The organism is Methylophilus sp., from assembly GCF_052173275.1.
Classification (GTDB): domain Bacteria; phylum Pseudomonadota; class Gammaproteobacteria; order Burkholderiales; family Methylophilaceae; genus Methylophilus.
Genome location: NZ_JBQMUL010000002.1, coordinates 1865249 through 1882852, shown reverse-complemented (window position 1 = coordinate 1882852; position 17604 = coordinate 1865249). Strand labels below are relative to the sequence as shown.

Below are 17604 nucleotides of genomic sequence, written 5' to 3'. Positions count from 1 at the left end.
TATGAGTCTTGTTTTTAAAGTGGGTGAGCATAGCGTGATCGGCCCGCGGCCGCGTAACGAGGACTATGTCACGGTCGTCACCCCGTCTGAGTCACAACTGGCCATCAAAGGCGCACTCATGCTGGTTGCCGATGGTGTCAGTGGTGGCGCGGGCGGTGCTGAAGCGTCAGAAATGACCGCCAGAAGCATCTCGGCTGATTACTATGCCACCCCGGAAACCTGGACCATACAACATGCCCTGGACAAGGTCGTGCAAGCCGCCAACCTGTGGGTGCTGTCGCAGGCACGCAAGGATAGCAAGATGGCTGGCATGGCGACAACCTTGTCCATGCTGGTCTTGCGCGGTCAACGCTATGTGCTCGCGCATGTGGGCGACACGCGTATCTATCGCCTGCGTGAACAATCCTTGCAATGCCTCACCACAGACCATGTCTGGGACAGGCCGGATATGCGGCACGTACTTAAACGCGCCGTTGGCCTGGATGACCAGCTGACAGTCGATTACGCCGAAGGCCTGCTGCAACCCGGTGACGTGTATGCGATTGTCAGCGACGGCGTATGGGCCGCGCTGGGCGATGCTGAAATCCACCGAGCGCTGATGCTTTATCGCTCACCGCAAATGGTCGCTGAATACCTGACGGCGCTGGCGGTTGAAAAAGGCGGCCAGGATAATGCCTCAGCCGTCATCGTCAATATTGAAAGCGTGGGCCAGGATCACCTGACCGATATGCTGGCCGATGCCCTCAGCCTGCCGTTGCCGCCCAGGCTTGCAGTCGGCAGCCAGATCGACGGCTTTACCGTCACCAAAGTCATTCATGACTCGCGCCTGAGCATCCTCTACCAGGTCAAAAATGGCGCCGGGCAACTGTTCGTATTAAAAACCCTGCAACCCTCACGTGCCGATGACAAGGAAAGTTGCGAAGCCTTATTGAATGAAGAATGGCTGGCCAAGCGCGTGGTCTCGCAATGCGTGCCACAAATCTTGCCGCTCACACTTGATCAACGCAGCGCGCTTTATTATGTGATGACCTGGCATGAAGGTTCGACCTTGCAGCAAAGGCTGGATGCCGGGCACCATTTCACCATGAATGGCGTGGCGAATATCGGGCAGGATCTATTGCGCGGTTTAAGCATGCTGCACCGCCTGAATATCGTGCACCGCGATATCAAACCGGCCAATATTCATATCGGCAGTGACACCCGATTGCGCATCCTCGATTTGGGTGTCGCCCTGAACCCTACCCTGCCCATGCCTGAGCAAATGGAAAATCCGGGCACGCCCAGTTTTATGTCGCCAGAGTTATTTGATGGCAAAGTGGCTGACCGCCAGGCAGACATTTATGCGGCCGGTGTCACGCTGTACCACTTGCTGACACGCAAATATCCCTACGGTGAGATCGAGCCTTTCCAGACACCGCGCTTCGGCGAGCCGATCAAACCCAGCCGTTACCGGCCCGAGATCCCGGCCTGGCTGGAAAACGTCATTCTTAAAGCGATTGCCAGAAAAACTGACGACCGGTTTGAAACCGCAGAAGAAATGTTGCTGGCACTGGAACATGGCGAATTGAAGCCATTAGTGATTCCCCGCACACCCTTGATCGGCCGTGCAAGGCTGGTGAAATGGCAATGGCTGGCGATCTGCTCACTGTTTGCAAACGTCATCCTGATCTACCTGCTGTTTATTTCCTGATAAGAAACCACTCTTCTGCACCAGAAAAACGCCTTTTATCGGCGAAGACCCATTCTGGTGCAATCGCCTTTTTTTGCATCATAACCGTGCGTCTGGCTATTGGTGCAAGTAAGGATTGTCGCGATTAACAGTTCGAAAGCCCATCGCTCCCGATTAAATTAAATATATATAAAACAATCACTTATATTATTTAAGAAATCCGTCCAAATAACACTCTTCACCTTGGCATATCAATTGCTTATCAGGTACTAAATCTCGTTCATTTCGATGAGTATTTTTAGTAAAAGAGAATTCCTGATTCTGGGAAATCTCTTTATGGACAACGGCGTCCATAGCTTTTTTACGCAGTGCATCAGGCAGTTGCGGAATAAGCTATGGACGCCTTTTTTCGTCTTTAGGCTTTAAAAATAGTGCTTAGTAAATAGTTTAGTTAAACCGCAAGCATGTGCATGAAAGAACGAGTGCCATGCTTGCAATCTGATGGGGAACATACGATGAATCAACACACCCGCATAGTAGTTGTCGGCAACGGCATGGTGGGACATTATTTTATGCAGGAGCTGGTGAAACGCCATCCGGATCTGGAAGCCGCACAGCTGCAAGTCACGGTTTTGGGCGAAGAACCACGGCCTGCTTATGACCGTGTACACCTTTCCAGCTTTTTCTCCGGCAGCACGGCTGAAGACCTGTCATTGGTCGAGCCTGGTTTTTATGACCGCCCCGGACTGGAACTGCGCCTGAATGCGCGCGTGAGCCATATTGACCGCCATCAGCATATCGTGACCCTGACAGATAACACCACCCTGGCGTACGACAAACTGGTCTTGGCAACTGGCTCAGTCCCTTTCGTGCCTTCAGTCGCCGGGCGTGACCGCGAAAACTGTTTTGTGTACCGCACGATAGAAGACCTGGAAGCCATGACCGCGGCAGGTAAAACTGCCAAGAGTGGTGTGGTCGTCGGCGGCGGTTTGCTGGGCCTGGAATGTGCCAAGGCATTGCGCGATATGGGCCTGGATACCCACGTGGTTGAATTCGCGCCGCGCCTGATGGCGGTGCAAGTGGACGAAGCTGGTGGACGAGTACTGCGCAGCCAGATCGAGAACCTGGGCGTACATGTACATACCAGCCGTAATACCACCGCGATTGTGGATGGTGCGACTGCGCGCCACCGCATGGTGTTTTTTGATGAAACCTGGCTGGAAACCGACATGATCGTGTTCTCCGCCGGTATCCGCCCGCGTGATGAACTGGCGCGTGAATCTGGCCTGGCGATAGGCGCCCGTGGCGGTATCGCGATTGATGATTTCTCCCGCTCCAGCGACCACGACATTTACGCCATCGGCGAGTGCGCCAGCTGGAACGACGAAATGTTCGGCCTGGTCGCGCCTGGCTATGACATGGCACGTACCGCTTGCGCACATATGGCAGGCGAAACTGCATCTACTTTCCAGGGTGCAGACATGAGCACCAAACTCAAATTGATGGGCGTAGATGTGGCCAGTGTAGGCGATGCGCACGGCAAAACCCACGGTTGCCGTAGCTACCAGTACACAGATGAAGTGCGCAATATCTACAAAAAAATTGTCGTCAGCGAAGATGGCAAAAAACTGCTGGGCGCGGTGCTGATCGGTAATGCCGATGAATACGGCACCTTGCAGCAAATGACTGTCAACGACATGGCATTGCCGGAAAACCCTGAGTTCCTGATCCTGCCTGCCAGCGATGGTAAGGAGAAACCTGGTCTGGGCGTGGATGCGTTGCCCGATACTGCGGTGCTGTGTTCTTGTAACAACGTCAGCAAAGGGGCGATCGGCGAAGCGGTGGCTGCTGGTCATTGCAGCATAGGCGCAATCAAGTCATGCACCAAAGCCGGCACCGCCTGCGGTGGCTGCGTGCCGTTAGTGACACAAGTCATGAAAGCACAAATGGTCAAGCTGGGCATGACCGTCAACAATCACCTGTGCGAACACTTCCCCTACTCGCGCCAAGAGCTGTACCACCTGGTACGCGTGGAACAGATCAGGACTTTTGGCGACCTGTTGCACAAGCATGGCAAAGGCCTGGGCTGCGATATCTGCAAACCGACTGCCGCCAGTGTGCTGGCTTCCGTCTGGAACGACTTTATTCTGAAGAAAGACCTGGCTTCGCTGCAGGATTCCAATGACTACTTCCTGGGCAATATCCAGAAAGATGGCAGCTATTCAGTGGTGCCAAGGATGCCAGGCGGTGAAGTCACGCCTGACGGCCTGATCGCCATCGGCCAGATCGCCAAGAAATACAAGCTGTATACCAAAGTGACTGGCGGTGCACGCGTGGATATGTTTGGCGCCCGCGTCGAACAATTACCGAATATCTGGGAAGAGCTGATCGCCGCCGGATTTGAATCCGGCCATGCCTACGGTAAATCATTGCGTACCGTGAAAAGTTGTGTCGGCTCTACCTGGTGCCGTTATGGCGTGGACGACAGCGTCGGCCTGGCCGTGCAGCTGGAGAACCGTTACAAAGGCCTGCGCGCGCCGCACAAGATCAAGTTCGGTGTCTCAGGTTGCACGCGTGAGTGCGCCGAAGCACAAGGCAAAGACGTGGGTTTGATCGCCACCGAGAGCGGCTGGAACCTGTATGTATGCGGTAACGGCGGCATGAAACCACGCCATGCAGAGTTGCTGGCAAGTGACCTCAGTAAAGAAGATGCGATCCGCATGATAGACCGCTTCCTGATGTTCTATATCCGCACTGCCGACCGTTTGCAACGCACCAGCACCTGGCGCGACAACCTCGAAGGTGGGCTGGATTACCTCAAGCAGGTCGTGATCAACGACTCACTTGAACTGGGCGCCGAGCTGGAAGCACAGATGCAACATGTGGTGGATAACTACCAGGACGAGTGGAAGACCGCCGTCAATGACCCTGAAGTGCGCAAGCGTTTCCGCAGCTTTGTGAACAGCATGGCTGGCGATACCAATATCGTCTTCGTCAAGGAACGCGACCAGATGCGTCCCGCCACGGTAGAAGAAAAGCAGCAGGCACAGGGAAAGAAACCGGCGAAAGTCATTCCTATCCTGGCGCCAACAGAGTAATTCACGGAGTAGAAACATGAGTCAAATACAACAAACAGCTTCCTCTGATAGCACAGGCAACTTAACGGCGTTGCCCACCGCAGGTGCATGGCACGCGGTGTGTGCGCTGGATGATATCTGGCCGAATACCGGCGTATGCGCCCTGGTTGATGGCCGCCAGATCGCGATCTTCCGCTTGCAGGACGACCTGCTGTACGCCATCGATAACTACGATCCGCACAGTGATGCCAATGTCATTTCGCGCGGCATCGTCGGTGATCTCGGCGGCGAACGTGTCGTTGCCTCGCCCATCTACAAACACCACTACCAGCTGAGTACCGGCATCTGCGTGGAAGATGCCGATATCCGCTTACACACCTACCCGGTGGAACTGCGCGATAGCGCAGTCTGGGTGCAGGTTTAACCGCAGGTCGAGACCAGGCTAGCATGACGACTAAAGTCAAATCAGTCTGCCCCTACTGCGGTGTTGGCTGCGGTATCGTGATGGAAGTTGAGGATCACCCGGCAACTAAAACCCAGCGCGTGATCAAGGTCTATGGCGACAAAGAACATCCCACCAACTTTGGTCGCCTGTGTACCAAGGGCAGCACCTGTATACAGGCTATTGCCGAATCAGGCCGGCTGGAATACGCCTATGTCCGCCAGCATCGCGGGCAGGAATCAGTACGCACCGGGATAGACGCCGCCATCAAGGAAACGGCGCGCCGTTTACGCGCCATTCTGGACGAGCATGGCCCGGATGCGATTGCGCTTTATGTCTCTGGCCAGATGTCGATTGAATCGCAGTATCTGGCGAACAAACTGGTCAAAGGCTACCTGGGCAGCAACAATATTGAATCCAATTCCCGTCTGTGCATGGCCAGCGCCGGTAGCGGCTACAAGTTGTCATTAGGTGCCGATGGCCCGCCAGGCTCTTACCAGGACTTTGACCAGACCGATGTATTTTTCGTGATCGGCGCTAATATGGCCGATTGCCACCCTATCCTGTTCCTGCGCATGATGGATAGAGTCAAAGCCGGTGCCAAACTGATCGTAGTCGACCCTCGCCGCAATACCACGGCCGATAAAGCCAACCTGTTTATGCAGATCAAACCAGGGACTGACCTGGCTTTGCTCAATGGCCTGCTGCACCTGCTGGTGAAGAATGGCCATACCGATGCTCAGTTCATCGCCGAATTTACCGAAGGCTGGGAAGTCATGCCGGACTTTCTGCAAGACTATTCACCGGAAAAAGTCGCCGAGATCACCGGCCTGAACGAAAGCGATATCCGCACGGCCGCAGACTGGATAGGCACCAGCAAAAACTGGATGAGCTGCTGGACCATGGGCCTGAACCAGAGCACCCACGGCACCTGGAGCACCAATGCGATTTGTAATCTGCACCTGGCCACAGGCGCGATCTGCCGCCCGGGCAGCGGCCCGTTCTCACTGACCGGACAACCCAATGCCATGGGTGGCCGTGAAATGGGCTATATGGGCCCTGGCTTACCTGGCCAGCGCTCGGTGCTGGTAGAACAAGACCGCCAGTTTATCGAACAGTTATGGCAAGTGCCGGAAGGTACCCTGCACACCCGACTCGGTGGCGGCACAGTTGCCATGTTCGAGCAGATGATGGCCGGCAAAATCAAAGCCTGCTGGGTGATCTGTACCAATCCGGTCGCCAGTATGGCAAACCGCAAAAACGTGATCGCCGGTTTGGAAAAAGCCGAGCTGGTGATCGCCCAGGATGCCTTCCTTGACACCGAAACCAATCGCTATGCCGATATTTTGTTGCCAGGTGCGTTATGGGCCGAGGCCGAAGGCGTGATGATCAACTCCGAACGCAATATGACGCTGACGCAACAGGCGGTGAACCCACCGGGCGAAGCCATGGCAGACTGGCAGATCATTGCCAGAGTCGCTTGCGAAATTGGTTTTAGCGAAGGCTTCAGTTACAACAGTGGTGCCGAAGTCTTTGCAGAGATCACACGCACAACCAACCTGAAAACAGGCTATGACATTCGTGGTGCCAGCCATGACAAGCTGCGCGAAACATCACTGCAATGGCCTTGCTCACCAGATAGCCAGGATGACAGACACCCGATTCGCTACCTTAACGATGGCGTCAGCCAGGTATTAAAAGTGCGCGAAGACGGTAGCCAGCCACGTATTGCTTTTGCAACGCCCAGTGGTAAAGGCATTTTCTTTGCCCGCCCGCACATGGCACCTGCTGAACTCCCGGATCACGACTTTCCGTTTGTGCTCAACACTGGCCGCCTGCAACACCAGTGGCACACCATGACCAAAACCGGCAAGATCCCCACCCTGAACAAACTCAACCCGGGGCCATTTATAGAGCTGCATCCTGAAGATGCCGCCGCGCTGGCCATACAGGATAAGGATCTGGTTGAAATCCGTTCGCGCCGTGGCCGCGCCGTGTTACCCGCGGTGGTGACTGACCGTGTGCGGGCCGGTAACTGCTTTGCCCCGTTTCACTGGAATGATGTGTATGGCGAAGACCTGACCATTAATGCCGTGACCAGCGATGCGATTGACCCCATCTCCCAACAACCCGAATTCAAGTTTTGCGCCGTGACCATGACACGCGTTGCCAGCGCCCCTGCGCCGCTGGGCAAAGATACAGAAGAGCTAGCCCTCATAGCAACCGGTGAGGCAAGCACGCACAAAAAGGAACTTTCCATGAAAGATATCGATGCTTTGGCCAGGTTACTGGGCCTGGATAACGCGCCTGAAATCGTCCTCGAAGCGCAGGAACAACTTTATTTGCAAGGCTTTATCAGTGGCCTGCGCAGCGAAGAATCACGCAAAATGGGGGGCGTACCCATGCTGCCGGAAGGCGCACCACTTGCCCCGGCCAAACACTTGCTGGTCAATGGCATGCTGGCCGGATTATTTGCGCGCAGCTGGTTACCGCATGGTGACCAATTCCCTAGCGGCTTGCCTGATTTTTCTGCTAGCCCGGCAACAGCTGCTGCCACCGTGGCTATTCTTTGGGCATCGCAAACCGGCAATGCTGAAGGTTTTGCCGAAAAATGTGCGGAGCGCATCCAATCCAGCGGTCTGCACGCATCAGTAATGGCGATGGATGCTGTAAAAGTGGCAGATCTGGCTAAATATACGCAAGTACTTCTGCTCACCAGCACCTTTGGCGACGGTGACGCGCCAGACAACGCCAGCCAGTTCTGGAACAGCCTGCAAGCGGAGAATGCACCCTCGCTGTCGAATACCCATTTTGCCGTGCTGGCGTTTGGCGACTCCAACTATGACCAGTTCTGCGGTTTTGGCCGCAAACTGGATGCCAGACTGGAAGCACTGGGCGCACAACGCCTGAATGACCGCGTGGACTGCGAACCGGATTTTGAAGCACTGGCCTTAGCCTGGCTGGATAGCACAGTGGCAGCATTGGCGCATGTTTCTGCCACCGTCACCCAGCCAGCGCTGGCGATGGCAAATACAGTGGATGAAGCGGCCAACGATGTCGCAACCATGCCAGCGGCACCGGCCTACACGCGCCAACACCCCTTGCGTACCAGGCTGATCATCAACCAGCGCCTAAACGCCGAGGGTTCAGATAAAGAAATCCGCCAGTTTGGCTTTGATTTAAGTGATACACACTTCCAGTATGAAGCGGGCGATGCACTTGGCGTCTGGCCAACGAACTGCCCGGAGCTGGTGGGTGACCTGCTGCGTGCGTTAAAGCTTTCCGCTTCTACCATGGTGACAGTCAAAGACCATGGCCAGCTGCCGCTGGGAGATGCCCTGTTACATCACTATGAAATCGCGCGCATTACACCGGATATATTGAAGTTTGTACAGCAACGCAGCGCCAGCCCGGCACTCGCACTATTGATGGAAGATGACACACGGCTGAAAGACTGGTTATGGGGCAAACAGCTGATAGACCTGATACTTGACTTCCCCATCAAGGTAGAAGCGAGCGACTGGCTGGCTGTTCTAAAGCGCTTGCAACCACGGTTGTACTCGATTTCGTCCAGCCCGAAAGTCCACCCCGACCAGGTGCATTTAACTGTCTCTACGGTGCGTTATGGCGACAATCTGACCCGTGGTGGCGTCTGCTCGACCTTTATGGCTGACCGTGCCCAAGAGGTGGATGTACCTATCTTCCTGCAACGCTCAGCCCACTTCCGTCCGCCAAAAAACCCGGATGCACCGCTGATCATGGTCGGGCCTGGCACTGGCATCGCCCCATTCATCGCCTTTTTGCAGGAGCGGCAAGCGACTGCCGCCAAGGGTCTCAACTGGCTGTTTTTTGGCGAACAGCATGCCGCAACAGATTTTTATTACCGTGAACAACTGGAAACGCTGCAAAAAGAAGGCGTATTAAACAGGCTGGATACCGCGTTCTCACGTGACCAGGCCGAAAAGATTTATGTGCAACACCGCATGCTGGAACAAGGTGCAGAACTCTGGCAATGGCTGCAACAAGGCGCACATTTCTGTGTGTGTGGCGATGCCAGCCGTATGGCTAAAGATGTAGATGCGGCATTGAAAGTCATTGTGCAAACGCATGGCAATATGAGCGCTGAAGCCGCGGCTGACTATGTCTCAAACATGGCGAGTGAGAAGCGCTATGTGCGCGATGTGTACTAATTCATACGCTTATTTTTATCGGCCACAAAATTCAATACAGCTCTATTAATGCCATAACGCTTGCCGGTGGGTGGTGGGCCATCGTCAAACAGAACAATTGTAGGCATAGCCCATAAAGGCGCTTTCAATGCCCAGCCAGCAGGGGCCTGAATTCTTTTGATTAACATCGTCATCATTCCTTATGCCTTGACGTCTCGGCCTGCATGCCAAAAACTAAAGGCGTTTACCTTGTCCCAAGTATGATTGAAATGCAATATTCACAATCCCTACTTGCTTGTAAGCTGCGGCTCTGTGATTGGTTAGTGAGAGTGATGAAATGACTAACTATTTTCTGCAAGTTTCTCCTGGTTTAAGCACTTTAATGCCTTACATGCTTCACAAAAAAGGGAAGGTGTTAAACCTTCCCTATCCACTACATCCCTGTTTATAGCTGTTTAATCCACTTAAAAATCAGCCGTCACAGAAAACAATACAGTTCTTGGCGCTCCCACTGATAACCCCTCACGGGCGGCGGAGAGCCAGTAGTTTTTATCAAACAGATTCTCTATTGATCCTCTTACAGTCACAGGTACTTTGCCGGTAGTAAAGGCATAACGCGCACCCAGGTCATAGCGATTCCATGATGGGATTTTTTGCGTGTTATTAACATCCAGATACTGCTCACCGGTATGCAGCATCCGCGCAGTAAGTGTTAATCCAGGCAGTATCGGCGTGTCCCATTCAGCTGCCAGATTAAATTGCTGCCGCGGTACAGCAGGTGCTGTATTGCCATCGTTGGTGCCGCCTTCTGTCTTAACCAGCTTTCCATCAGTCAATGCAAGACCGCCTAATAACCGCACATGCTCAATCACTTCGCCTTGCGTCAGTAATTCAATCCCGCGATTACGCTGCTGCCCATTTACCACCAGCCGTGAAGTAGCTGGGTCAGTAAAGCTGGTAGCACGCTCAATCTCGAACACACTCACGGTCGTAGCAAATCGTCCAAAGTCATATTTCACACCTGCTTCGCGCTGTTTGGAAACCGTTGGTGCAAATACCTGTCCTGCATTTGGTGCCGGAGGAAGGGCGATGGGTCCTTGATTCAGTGCCTCAATGTAGTTTGCATACAAAGACAGTTGCTCAGTGGGACGAATCATCAAGGCTACGGTAGGCGTCAATTTAGACTCATCATAATGTTGATCAAGCCTGCGGCTACCTGTAGCTGGATCATAACTATCCACAATCACCTCTTGATGGCGCACACCCAGCGTGAGTTGCACTGCGTTATCAAGGATAGACATAGTATCGGCCAACGCAATACTGCGCAGCGTGGTTTCCGAAGTTTTCGGAACATTGCCTATTAATGAAATAGCTGGTTTAGCTGCGTTTTGTGGTGAGTAGATATTTGAAAAAGTAAATCCGGTAGTGCGATTTGATAAAAATCCAGATTCCATAAAATAACTGGTCATGCTCAATACTGGCTGGTGATCCAGGAATCCTGTACTGAATTTACCTCTGACCCCCACCTCACCGGTCACGGTTTTGACATATTGTTGTGTGCGGGTCGGTCTGGTCCTGATATCCCCCTGCTGACTGATCAACTGCCAGCTAGTTTGCAAGCTGTTGAAATCATATTCTGAAGCACCCAGTGCCCCATAGACCATCCAGTCTTTGGCCAGGTCAAACTCAGCACGCGCAGTGCCTGAAATCTGGTTACTGTCCCAGTTAGTCCAACTGGGGAAATAGTTACTTCTGGCATCTGGCGCTGAACCAATCTGGACGCCAGGCGCCACAAACAGCAGGCCACTGCGGGCATAAGTCAGGCGATTTTGATAATTCAGGTCACCTTCGAGACGGAATCCCTCCCCCTGGAAATCGACACCAATTGCAATGGCATCCAGTCTTTCCTTAGAGCCATCTACAGGCGTATCCCCCGAACTTTTAATGGCATTCACACGCACACCCAATTGCTGGTCTGCGCCAAAGCGTCTAGCCACATCCGCATGGGCCGCCAGCTGGCTATCGTCGATATAGGACAAGGTCAGGCGGTTTAATGGTTGATAAGCTGCACGTTTGGGCACCAGGTTGATCGCTCCACCCACTGAGCCGCCAGGCGCAATCCCGTTCAACAAGGCATTTGGTCCCCTGAGTACTTCAACTCGCTCAATGCCTATCATGGAGCTGGAGTCACGCGGTGAAATACCATACAGGCCATTGAACATGGAATCATAGTTAAACAGCGTAAAACCGCGGATATTGAACTCGTCACGGCCCGAGCCACGCGAATAGGTATTACGGATGGAAGGATCATTCACCAGTACATCGCCGAGGTTCTGTGCCTGCTGGTCTGCGATCAGTTTGGAGGTATATTGCGTAGCACTGAACGGGGTATCCATCAAATCCTTGTTACCCAGCAAACCAACCTTACCGCCACGGGCAACCTGGCCACCCGCATATGCAGCAGGAATCTCCTTAACTGCCTGATCTTTCACTTCCACTTCAGGCAACGTTTCTGCCTTGCTTTCGACTTGCTTGACGACTGAATAACCGGCTGGTGTCTTTTGGGTAGTCAGTCCGGTGCCTTTTAATAGCACCTCCAGCGCTTGCTCAACACTGTAATTACCTTTGATAGCAGGGGCTTTAAGCTTGCTGGCAAGTTCAGATGGAAATGCAATATTCTCACCGCTTTGTTTGCCCAACGTTAGGATGGCCTGATCTAGTGATTGGGCGGCGATATCTAAATTGGCTGATGCCGCAAAGACATTGATGCTGACTGAAAGCAATGCTGCGATGGATAACTGTCTCAACTTAGCTCGATGACTAAGTTGGAAATTGGAACGTGCTGTCATGGTTTCCCTTAATAAAATCAGCGATCGAGTCTGTCGCTATATCTATAAGGCGATTAGCTAAAGAGAAACTAGCACGTCACACATTAATTTTTTTGAATTTTTATTTCGCCGTCACTTAACCTGACTACTTTCACCGGGAACATTGAGTCCATACTGTCTATTAATTGTCCAACGCTGGATACGTCATAGATGCCAGTAATGAGCAAGTCCTCAACGCGGCTGTCTAACTGAATTGGCTCTTTTATATACCGCTGGATATTCGCGACAGCTTCTTTTAATGCCGTGCGGTTAAATATTATCTTCCCGGTTTGCCAGGCAGTCACCATGTCCATATTGGCTTCATATGGCACGCCAAATCCAAGATCGGAAACCTTTAGAGACTGCCCTGAGGTTAACCTCAATTGATGATCTCCAGTTTGTAATTCAACTTCGCCCTCAAGCACGGTTGCTATGAAGGCATGATCCCACCTGGCAATATTGAATACGGTACCGATATCAAGCACTTTTGTTTGATCGACTGCGACTGTAAAGGGCCTTATCCCATGTTGCACAGAGAAAGATGCCTCGCCCTTATCCAAATATAATTCCCTGGAGAAGAGTCTGAATTTGGCAGTCAGATGCGTATTTGAATTTAAATGAACGCTGCTGCCATCAGGTAGAGAAAATTGCTGACTCTCAGCATATTGAGTCGTGTAAGTTTCACTCGAAATAGTAGGGTTAACTTTCCAGAGTCCTAAAGTACAAAATGCGACAGCAACCGCATATTGGATTGCTTTTATCTTGTTCTTGCGACTATCCCTATCTTTATTTACTTCAGCGAATAGCTCTGCTTGGGAAGGAAACTTATCCTTAGCCGCTTTTATATAGGGCAATAAATCCGAAATATTCGGGTCAGATTCAGCAATGAAGTTTGGGTCTTGCTTGTGGTGAGTGTTCATCTCGATGAAGCTTCGAAAGTAATTGGTCTTGCGGGACACAGCTACATTTATTCTAAATGGATAGCTGCTTTCTGGCTATGGTGATGTTAGCAAGCGCCTTTGTGAAATGCCTGGAAACCATGTTTGATGATATGCCCATTTCAATTGCAATTTTTTGCTGTGGAATCTCGTATAACTGATGCAGCAAAAACACTTGCCTTTGTTTCTTAGGTAAAGCATCAATCACTTTTTTAATTTGCTCAATTTTCTGGGTGAACGCTAACGCAGCTGCACCATCGTAAAAATGGATGTCGTCTTCTACAGGTAAATTAGCCAGGTAATTCTGGCTTACTTTTTCATGCCGAGCCAGGTCTAACGCCCTGTTCAGGCTGGTTTTTCTGAGATAGCTTAAAGGCGAGCCGATCTCTGTCAGAGGAGGATTTTCGGCCAATTGGATGTAGACATCATGCACAACATCTTCTGCGAAATGACGATTGCTGAAATAACGATTCACATGATTAATCAGCTCACTATAATTCAAGATTAATGATGATAAAAGCTTAGTTTTTGTGAGATCAATCTGCAAGGAAGAGCTTCTACAAAAGGTTGTTTCAACAGAGCATTTATTATATTGATAATGATTCTCATTGGCAACATACACCCTCTGAACACAACAAACTTTAACCTTGGCATTTGATCACAGTTTCAAACGCAGAATAAACACTCAATCAGTTTTTAGAGAGTGAAACCGAGCTGAAAGTCACTGCACTGATCACCAGCAGTGCGCCAAACAATTGCGCAGGCGTGGGTGGCATATGCTCAAACGCGGCAATGATCATGGTGGTGACTGGCACCAGGTTCATGAAAATGGCCGCTTTGGATGGCCCCAGATGCGAGATGCTGGCATTCCAGAAAAGATAGGCCAATACACCACCGCCTAGCGACATCGTCAACAAAGCTGCGCCACCATGCAGGCTAGGTTGTACAAAATGATCACCATGCCACATTGCGGCTAAGGTCAATGCAAGTGCACCCACGGTCATGATGCCAGCAGTATTGGTGATGCCACTCACGTTTTTCGGCATCATCTTTTTCACCAGCACGTTATAAAGCGCCCAGTTGAGCGTGGCAATCAAAATGTAGATATCGCCGGTGGAAACTCTCAGCTGCGCGCCCGCACCCAATACCACGATCACCACCCCGGCGATCCCCACCGGGAAGGCGATCAGTTGCCGGTTGGTCGGCCTGTCACCAAGAATAAAATAGCCCAGCACGGCGGTGAGCAATGGGTTCAATGCCATGATCAAGGCACCATTGATGGCAGAGGATGTTTCCATTCCGAGAAAGAAAAACAGGTTAAAGCCGAACACACCAACGACACCCAGGGTCAGGTAGGCTGGCCAGTGGCGTAATGAAAAAGCTTCTTTTCTGAACTGCGCGATCAGCACCATCACGGCAGCCGCCAGCAGATAGCGGCTGGCCCCGGCGATATAGGGGCTCATTTCAGCGAGTACCGGCCTGGCCAGATTAAAATTGGCGCCCCAGAACACTGCCGCCATGGTTGCCATCAAATAGGTTTTAAGATTGCCCATTATGTTTCTCGATACAGTGTGTTATCCAAAGCGCAGGTTTATGTATGTCATGCTTGAGGAGTCTTGAAAGGCAAGACGATGATTTATCCTGACAGGCGGTAAAAACTTATGGCGCTTGCTTAAGCGAACGCAGAACTGCGTGCAGTACACCCGGAAACTTCTGTTCTATCTCGGCTTCCCTTAGTGCATTCAAATGCTCGGTGCCTTCAATTAAGGTTTCTACCAGACCGGCTGCGCGCAGGATCTTAAAGTGATGCGACATGCTGGATTTCGGTCGATTGAGGTCGAATTCGCCGCAGGTCATCTTGCGACCAGCCTTTGCCAGCCGCCCGACGATCTCAAGGCGCGTGGGGTCTGACAGTGCATACATGATGTCTGTCAGCTCTACCTGTTCCAGGCTGGGGTGTTTAATTTGCCGCATGTTTAAAATTTATCACAGTGCTTGATATTATTCTATAGTTCGATTATATTCGAACTATAGAATTTCATCTAACTCTTTTTAAGCAGGCACTATTTAAGCAGCTACTATGAAAAAAGAAACTTCGTCGCAAGGTATACCACTCGCCTTATACGCACTCATGGCGGGCGCATTTGGCATAGGCACCACTGAATTCGTGATCATGGGCTTGTTGCCAGAAGTCAGCCGTGACTTGCAGGTCAGCATCCCCATGGCAGGCTTATTGATCACGGGTTATGCACTGGGTGTGGCTGTGGGCGCGCCTGTCATGTCGATATTGATGGCAAAATTCTCACGCAAAAACTCCCTGCTCTGGTTAATGGGCATTTTCACCGCCGGTAATTTGATCTGCGCGATTGCACCTGATTACACCACGCTAATGATCGCCCGGGTGGTGACCTCATTTGCGCACGGTACTTTTTTTGGCATAGGCGCGGTGGTGGCCACCAGCCTGGTGCCCAAAGAAAAACGCGCCCTGGCGATTGCTTTGATGTTCACCGGGCTGACGGTGGCTAATGTGGTAGGTGTGCCTGCAGGGACCTGGCTAGGCCAGATGCTGGGTTGGCGCTCAACCTTTTGGGCCGTGACCCTGATAGGCCCGGTTGCGCTGGCTGCGCTGTATTACCTGGTGCCTAAAGATCATCATGCAGAAAAAGTGGACGTAAAATCTGAAATCACCACCCTGTTGCAACCGCAGGTGATTGCCGGACTACTGCTGACCATCATCGCAGATACCGGCCTGTTTGCCGTGCTGACTTATCTGGCACCGATACTCACCGATGTGGCACACTTCTCTTCTGCTGCCATCTCCCCCGTGTTTTTATTATTCGGCGTCGGCATGGTGCTCGGCAATATCATCGGTGCCAAACTCGCCGATATCCATCTCGATAACACCCTGATAGGCGCATTGATTTTCATCATTGCCATTCTGGGCTCGTTTTCATTCTTTGCTCACAATCAGATCGCGGTCGTCAGCCTGGCAGGGCTACTGGGCATTGCCGGTTTTGCGGCGGTGCCTTCATTACAGATCAAGATCCTTGAAAAAGCCAGTGGCGCGCCGACACTGGCCTCGGCCATGAATATAGGTGCATTCAATATCGGCAACGCCGCCGGTGCCTGGGTAGGCGGCCTGGTGATCTCACAGGGTCTAGGCCTGACTTCTATCGGCTGGATCGCCGCGAGCATCGTCTTTGTCGGGCTGGTACTGGCAGTGATCGAGATGCAACTCGTTTCAGGCAGCACACATTCAACTCCCGCATAAACAGCATTTAAAACTTACTTAAAAGGACTCCTTATGGCTGATTTGTTTTCTAGTTACCAATTAAAAGATGTCACCCTCAGAAACCGCATCGCAGTCCCGCCCATGTGCCAATACATGGCCGAAGATGGCGTGGTCAATGACTGGCACCTCGCGCATTACACCAGCCTGGCCAGAGGCGGCAGCGGCCTGGTGATTGTAGAAGCCACCGGTGTCGCGCCCGAAGGCCGCATCACCCCGGGATGCCTGGGCATTTGGAATGATGCGCAGGCAGACAAATTGCGCGAGATCGCCGCAGCGATCAAAGCGGCAGGCGCCGTGCCCGGCATCCAGATCGCGCATGCAGGCCGCAAAGCCAGTGCCAACAAACCATGGGAAGGCGATGACCACATCCCTGAAAATGACGCGCGCGCCTGGCAAACCATAGGCCCTTCAGCGATTGCGTTTGGCGGCGATTTACCACGCGTGCCAAGAGAAATGACCATTGCTGACATCAACCGCGTAAAGAATGACTTTGTCGCAGCTGCCAAGCGTGCGCTGGATGCAGGCTTTGAATGGCTGGAAATCCACTTTGCCCATGGTTACCTGGGGCAAAGCTTTACTTCTGCGCACTCTAACCACCGCACAGATATTTACGGTGGCAGTTTTGAGAACCGTTCACGTTTCACCATAGAAACACTGGAAGCGATCCGCGAAGTGTGGCCGGAAAACCTGCCGCTCACCGCGCGATTCGGCGTGATTGAATATGATGGCAAAGACGAAGAGACCCTGAACGACTCGATTCAATTGGTCAAGGCCTGGAAACAGCGCGGCCTGGATATGCTGAGCGTCAGTGTTGGTTTTACTATTCCTGAAACCAATATCCCGTGGGGGCCTGCGTTTCTGGCGCCGGTGGCTCAACGCGTGCGTAACGAGGCCGGCATCCCGGTTTCTTCTGCCTGGGGCTTTGGTGCGCCTGGGCTGGCAGACAATGCCATCCGTCATGAAGAATTAGATTTAGCCATGATAGGCCGCGCACATTTGGAGAACCCGCATTGGCCCTATTTTGCAGCCAAAGCACTCAAGCAGGACAACCCGGCCTGGGTATTGCCAGCGCCTTATGCGCACTGGCTCGCCAGGTATAGAAGCCCGACTCAGGAGTAAGCTGCCAGCGTGGAAGTGTCATGTGCATGAC

12 protein-coding genes are annotated in these 17604 nt (G+C 52.3%); 6 read left to right on the top strand and 6 right to left on the bottom strand.

Annotation, left to right across the window (positions count from 1 at the left end; genetic code table 11):
• Position 1: 1 nt before the first annotated feature.
• The 4 genes from ACTS9Y_RS10455 (at position 2) to ACTS9Y_RS10440 (ending at position 9378) form a co-directional block, all read left to right on the top strand.
• On the top strand, positions 2-1690 hold the full coding sequence (locus ACTS9Y_RS10455; RefSeq protein ID WP_442585865.1) for a protein kinase domain-containing protein: 1689 nt from the start codon (positions 2-4) through the stop codon (positions 1688-1690).
• Between the two features lie 494 nt (positions 1691-2184).
• Positions 2185-4767 (top strand): nitrite reductase large subunit NirB, encoded by a 2583-nt coding sequence (nirB, locus tag ACTS9Y_RS10450; protein ID WP_442585864.1) that lies wholly within the window; start codon positions 2185-2187, stop codon positions 4765-4767.
• Positions 4768-4783: 16 nt separating this feature from the next.
• Positions 4784-5170, top strand: a complete 387-nt coding sequence (gene nirD, locus ACTS9Y_RS10445) for a nitrite reductase small subunit NirD (protein WP_442585863.1) — start codon at positions 4784-4786, stop codon at positions 5168-5170.
• 23 nt (positions 5171-5193) lie between these two features.
• Positions 5194-9378: a molybdopterin-dependent oxidoreductase gene (locus tag ACTS9Y_RS10440; RefSeq protein ID WP_442585862.1), complete on the top strand. Its 4185-nt coding sequence runs from the start codon at positions 5194-5196 to the stop codon at positions 9376-9378.
• Here ACTS9Y_RS10440 and ACTS9Y_RS10435 read toward each other — a convergent pair.
• The 6 genes from ACTS9Y_RS10435 to ACTS9Y_RS10410 all read right to left on the bottom strand — a co-directional run bounded on the left by ACTS9Y_RS10435 (position 9375) and on the right by ACTS9Y_RS10410 (position 15136).
• Positions 9375-9545 (bottom strand): hypothetical protein, encoded by a 171-nt coding sequence (locus ACTS9Y_RS10435; RefSeq protein ID WP_442585861.1) that lies wholly within the window; start codon positions 9543-9545, stop codon positions 9375-9377. The two genes, ACTS9Y_RS10440 and ACTS9Y_RS10435, sit on opposite strands and share 4 nt — an antisense overlap.
• A gap of 276 nt (positions 9546-9821) precedes the next feature.
• Positions 9822-12164: a TonB-dependent siderophore receptor gene (locus ACTS9Y_RS10430; protein WP_442585860.1), complete on the bottom strand. Its 2343-nt coding sequence runs from the start codon at positions 12162-12164 to the stop codon at positions 9822-9824.
• Positions 12165-12289: 125 nt separating this feature from the next.
• Complete coding sequence (locus ACTS9Y_RS10425) at positions 12290-13144, bottom strand: FecR family protein (protein WP_442585859.1); 855 nt, start codon at positions 13142-13144, stop codon at positions 12290-12292.
• A gap of 52 nt (positions 13145-13196) precedes the next feature.
• Positions 13197-13709 carry an RNA polymerase sigma factor gene (locus ACTS9Y_RS10420; RefSeq protein WP_442585858.1) on the bottom strand — a complete coding sequence of 171 codons (513 nt, stop codon included), beginning with the start codon at positions 13707-13709 and terminating at the stop codon, positions 13197-13199.
• Positions 13710-13851: 142 nt separating this feature from the next.
• Positions 13852-14715 carry a DMT family transporter gene (locus ACTS9Y_RS10415; RefSeq protein ID WP_442585857.1) on the bottom strand — a complete coding sequence of 288 codons (864 nt, stop codon included), beginning with the start codon at positions 14713-14715 and terminating at the stop codon, positions 13852-13854.
• Positions 14716-14821: 106 nt separating this feature from the next.
• On the bottom strand, positions 14822-15136 hold the full coding sequence (locus ACTS9Y_RS10410; RefSeq protein ID WP_442585856.1) for an ArsR/SmtB family transcription factor: 315 nt from the start codon (positions 15134-15136) through the stop codon (positions 14822-14824).
• 106 nt (positions 15137-15242) lie between these two features.
• On the opposite strand from ACTS9Y_RS10410, the gene ACTS9Y_RS10405 reads away from it, so the two are divergent.
• Entirely contained in the window at positions 15243-16433 is a 1191-nt protein-coding gene (locus tag ACTS9Y_RS10405) for an MFS transporter (RefSeq protein ID WP_442585855.1), read from the top strand.
• Positions 16434-16466: 33 nt separating this feature from the next.
• Positions 16467-17573 carry an NADH:flavin oxidoreductase/NADH oxidase gene (locus ACTS9Y_RS10400; RefSeq protein WP_442585854.1) on the top strand — a complete coding sequence of 369 codons (1107 nt, stop codon included), beginning with the start codon at positions 16467-16469 and terminating at the stop codon, positions 17571-17573.
• Positions 17574-17604: the final 31 nt, after the last annotated feature.

Coding starts and splice junctions, on each gene's coding strand:
- ACTS9Y_RS10455 (WP_442585865.1), top strand. CDS start 2: ATGAGTCTTGTTTTTAAAGTGGGTGAGCATAGCGTGATCGGCCCGCGG.
- nirB (WP_442585864.1), top strand. CDS start 2,185: ATGAATCAACACACCCGCATAGTAGTTGTCGGCAACGGCATGGTGGGA.
- nirD (WP_442585863.1), top strand. CDS start 4,784: ATGAGTCAAATACAACAAACAGCTTCCTCTGATAGCACAGGCAACTTA.
- ACTS9Y_RS10440 (WP_442585862.1), top strand. CDS start 5,194: ATGACGACTAAAGTCAAATCAGTCTGCCCCTACTGCGGTGTTGGCTGC.
- ACTS9Y_RS10435 (WP_442585861.1), bottom strand. CDS start 9,545: ATGTTAATCAAAAGAATTCAGGCCCCTGCTGGCTGGGCATTGAAAGCG.
- ACTS9Y_RS10425 (WP_442585859.1), bottom strand. CDS start 13,144: ATGAACACTCACCACAAGCAAGACCCAAACTTCATTGCTGAATCTGAC.
- ACTS9Y_RS10415 (WP_442585857.1), bottom strand. CDS start 14,715: ATGGGCAATCTTAAAACCTATTTGATGGCAACCATGGCGGCAGTGTTC.
- ACTS9Y_RS10410 (WP_442585856.1), bottom strand. CDS start 15,136: ATGCGGCAAATTAAACACCCCAGCCTGGAACAGGTAGAGCTGACAGAC.
- ACTS9Y_RS10405 (WP_442585855.1), top strand. CDS start 15,243: ATGAAAAAAGAAACTTCGTCGCAAGGTATACCACTCGCCTTATACGCA.
- ACTS9Y_RS10400 (WP_442585854.1), top strand. CDS start 16,467: ATGGCTGATTTGTTTTCTAGTTACCAATTAAAAGATGTCACCCTCAGA.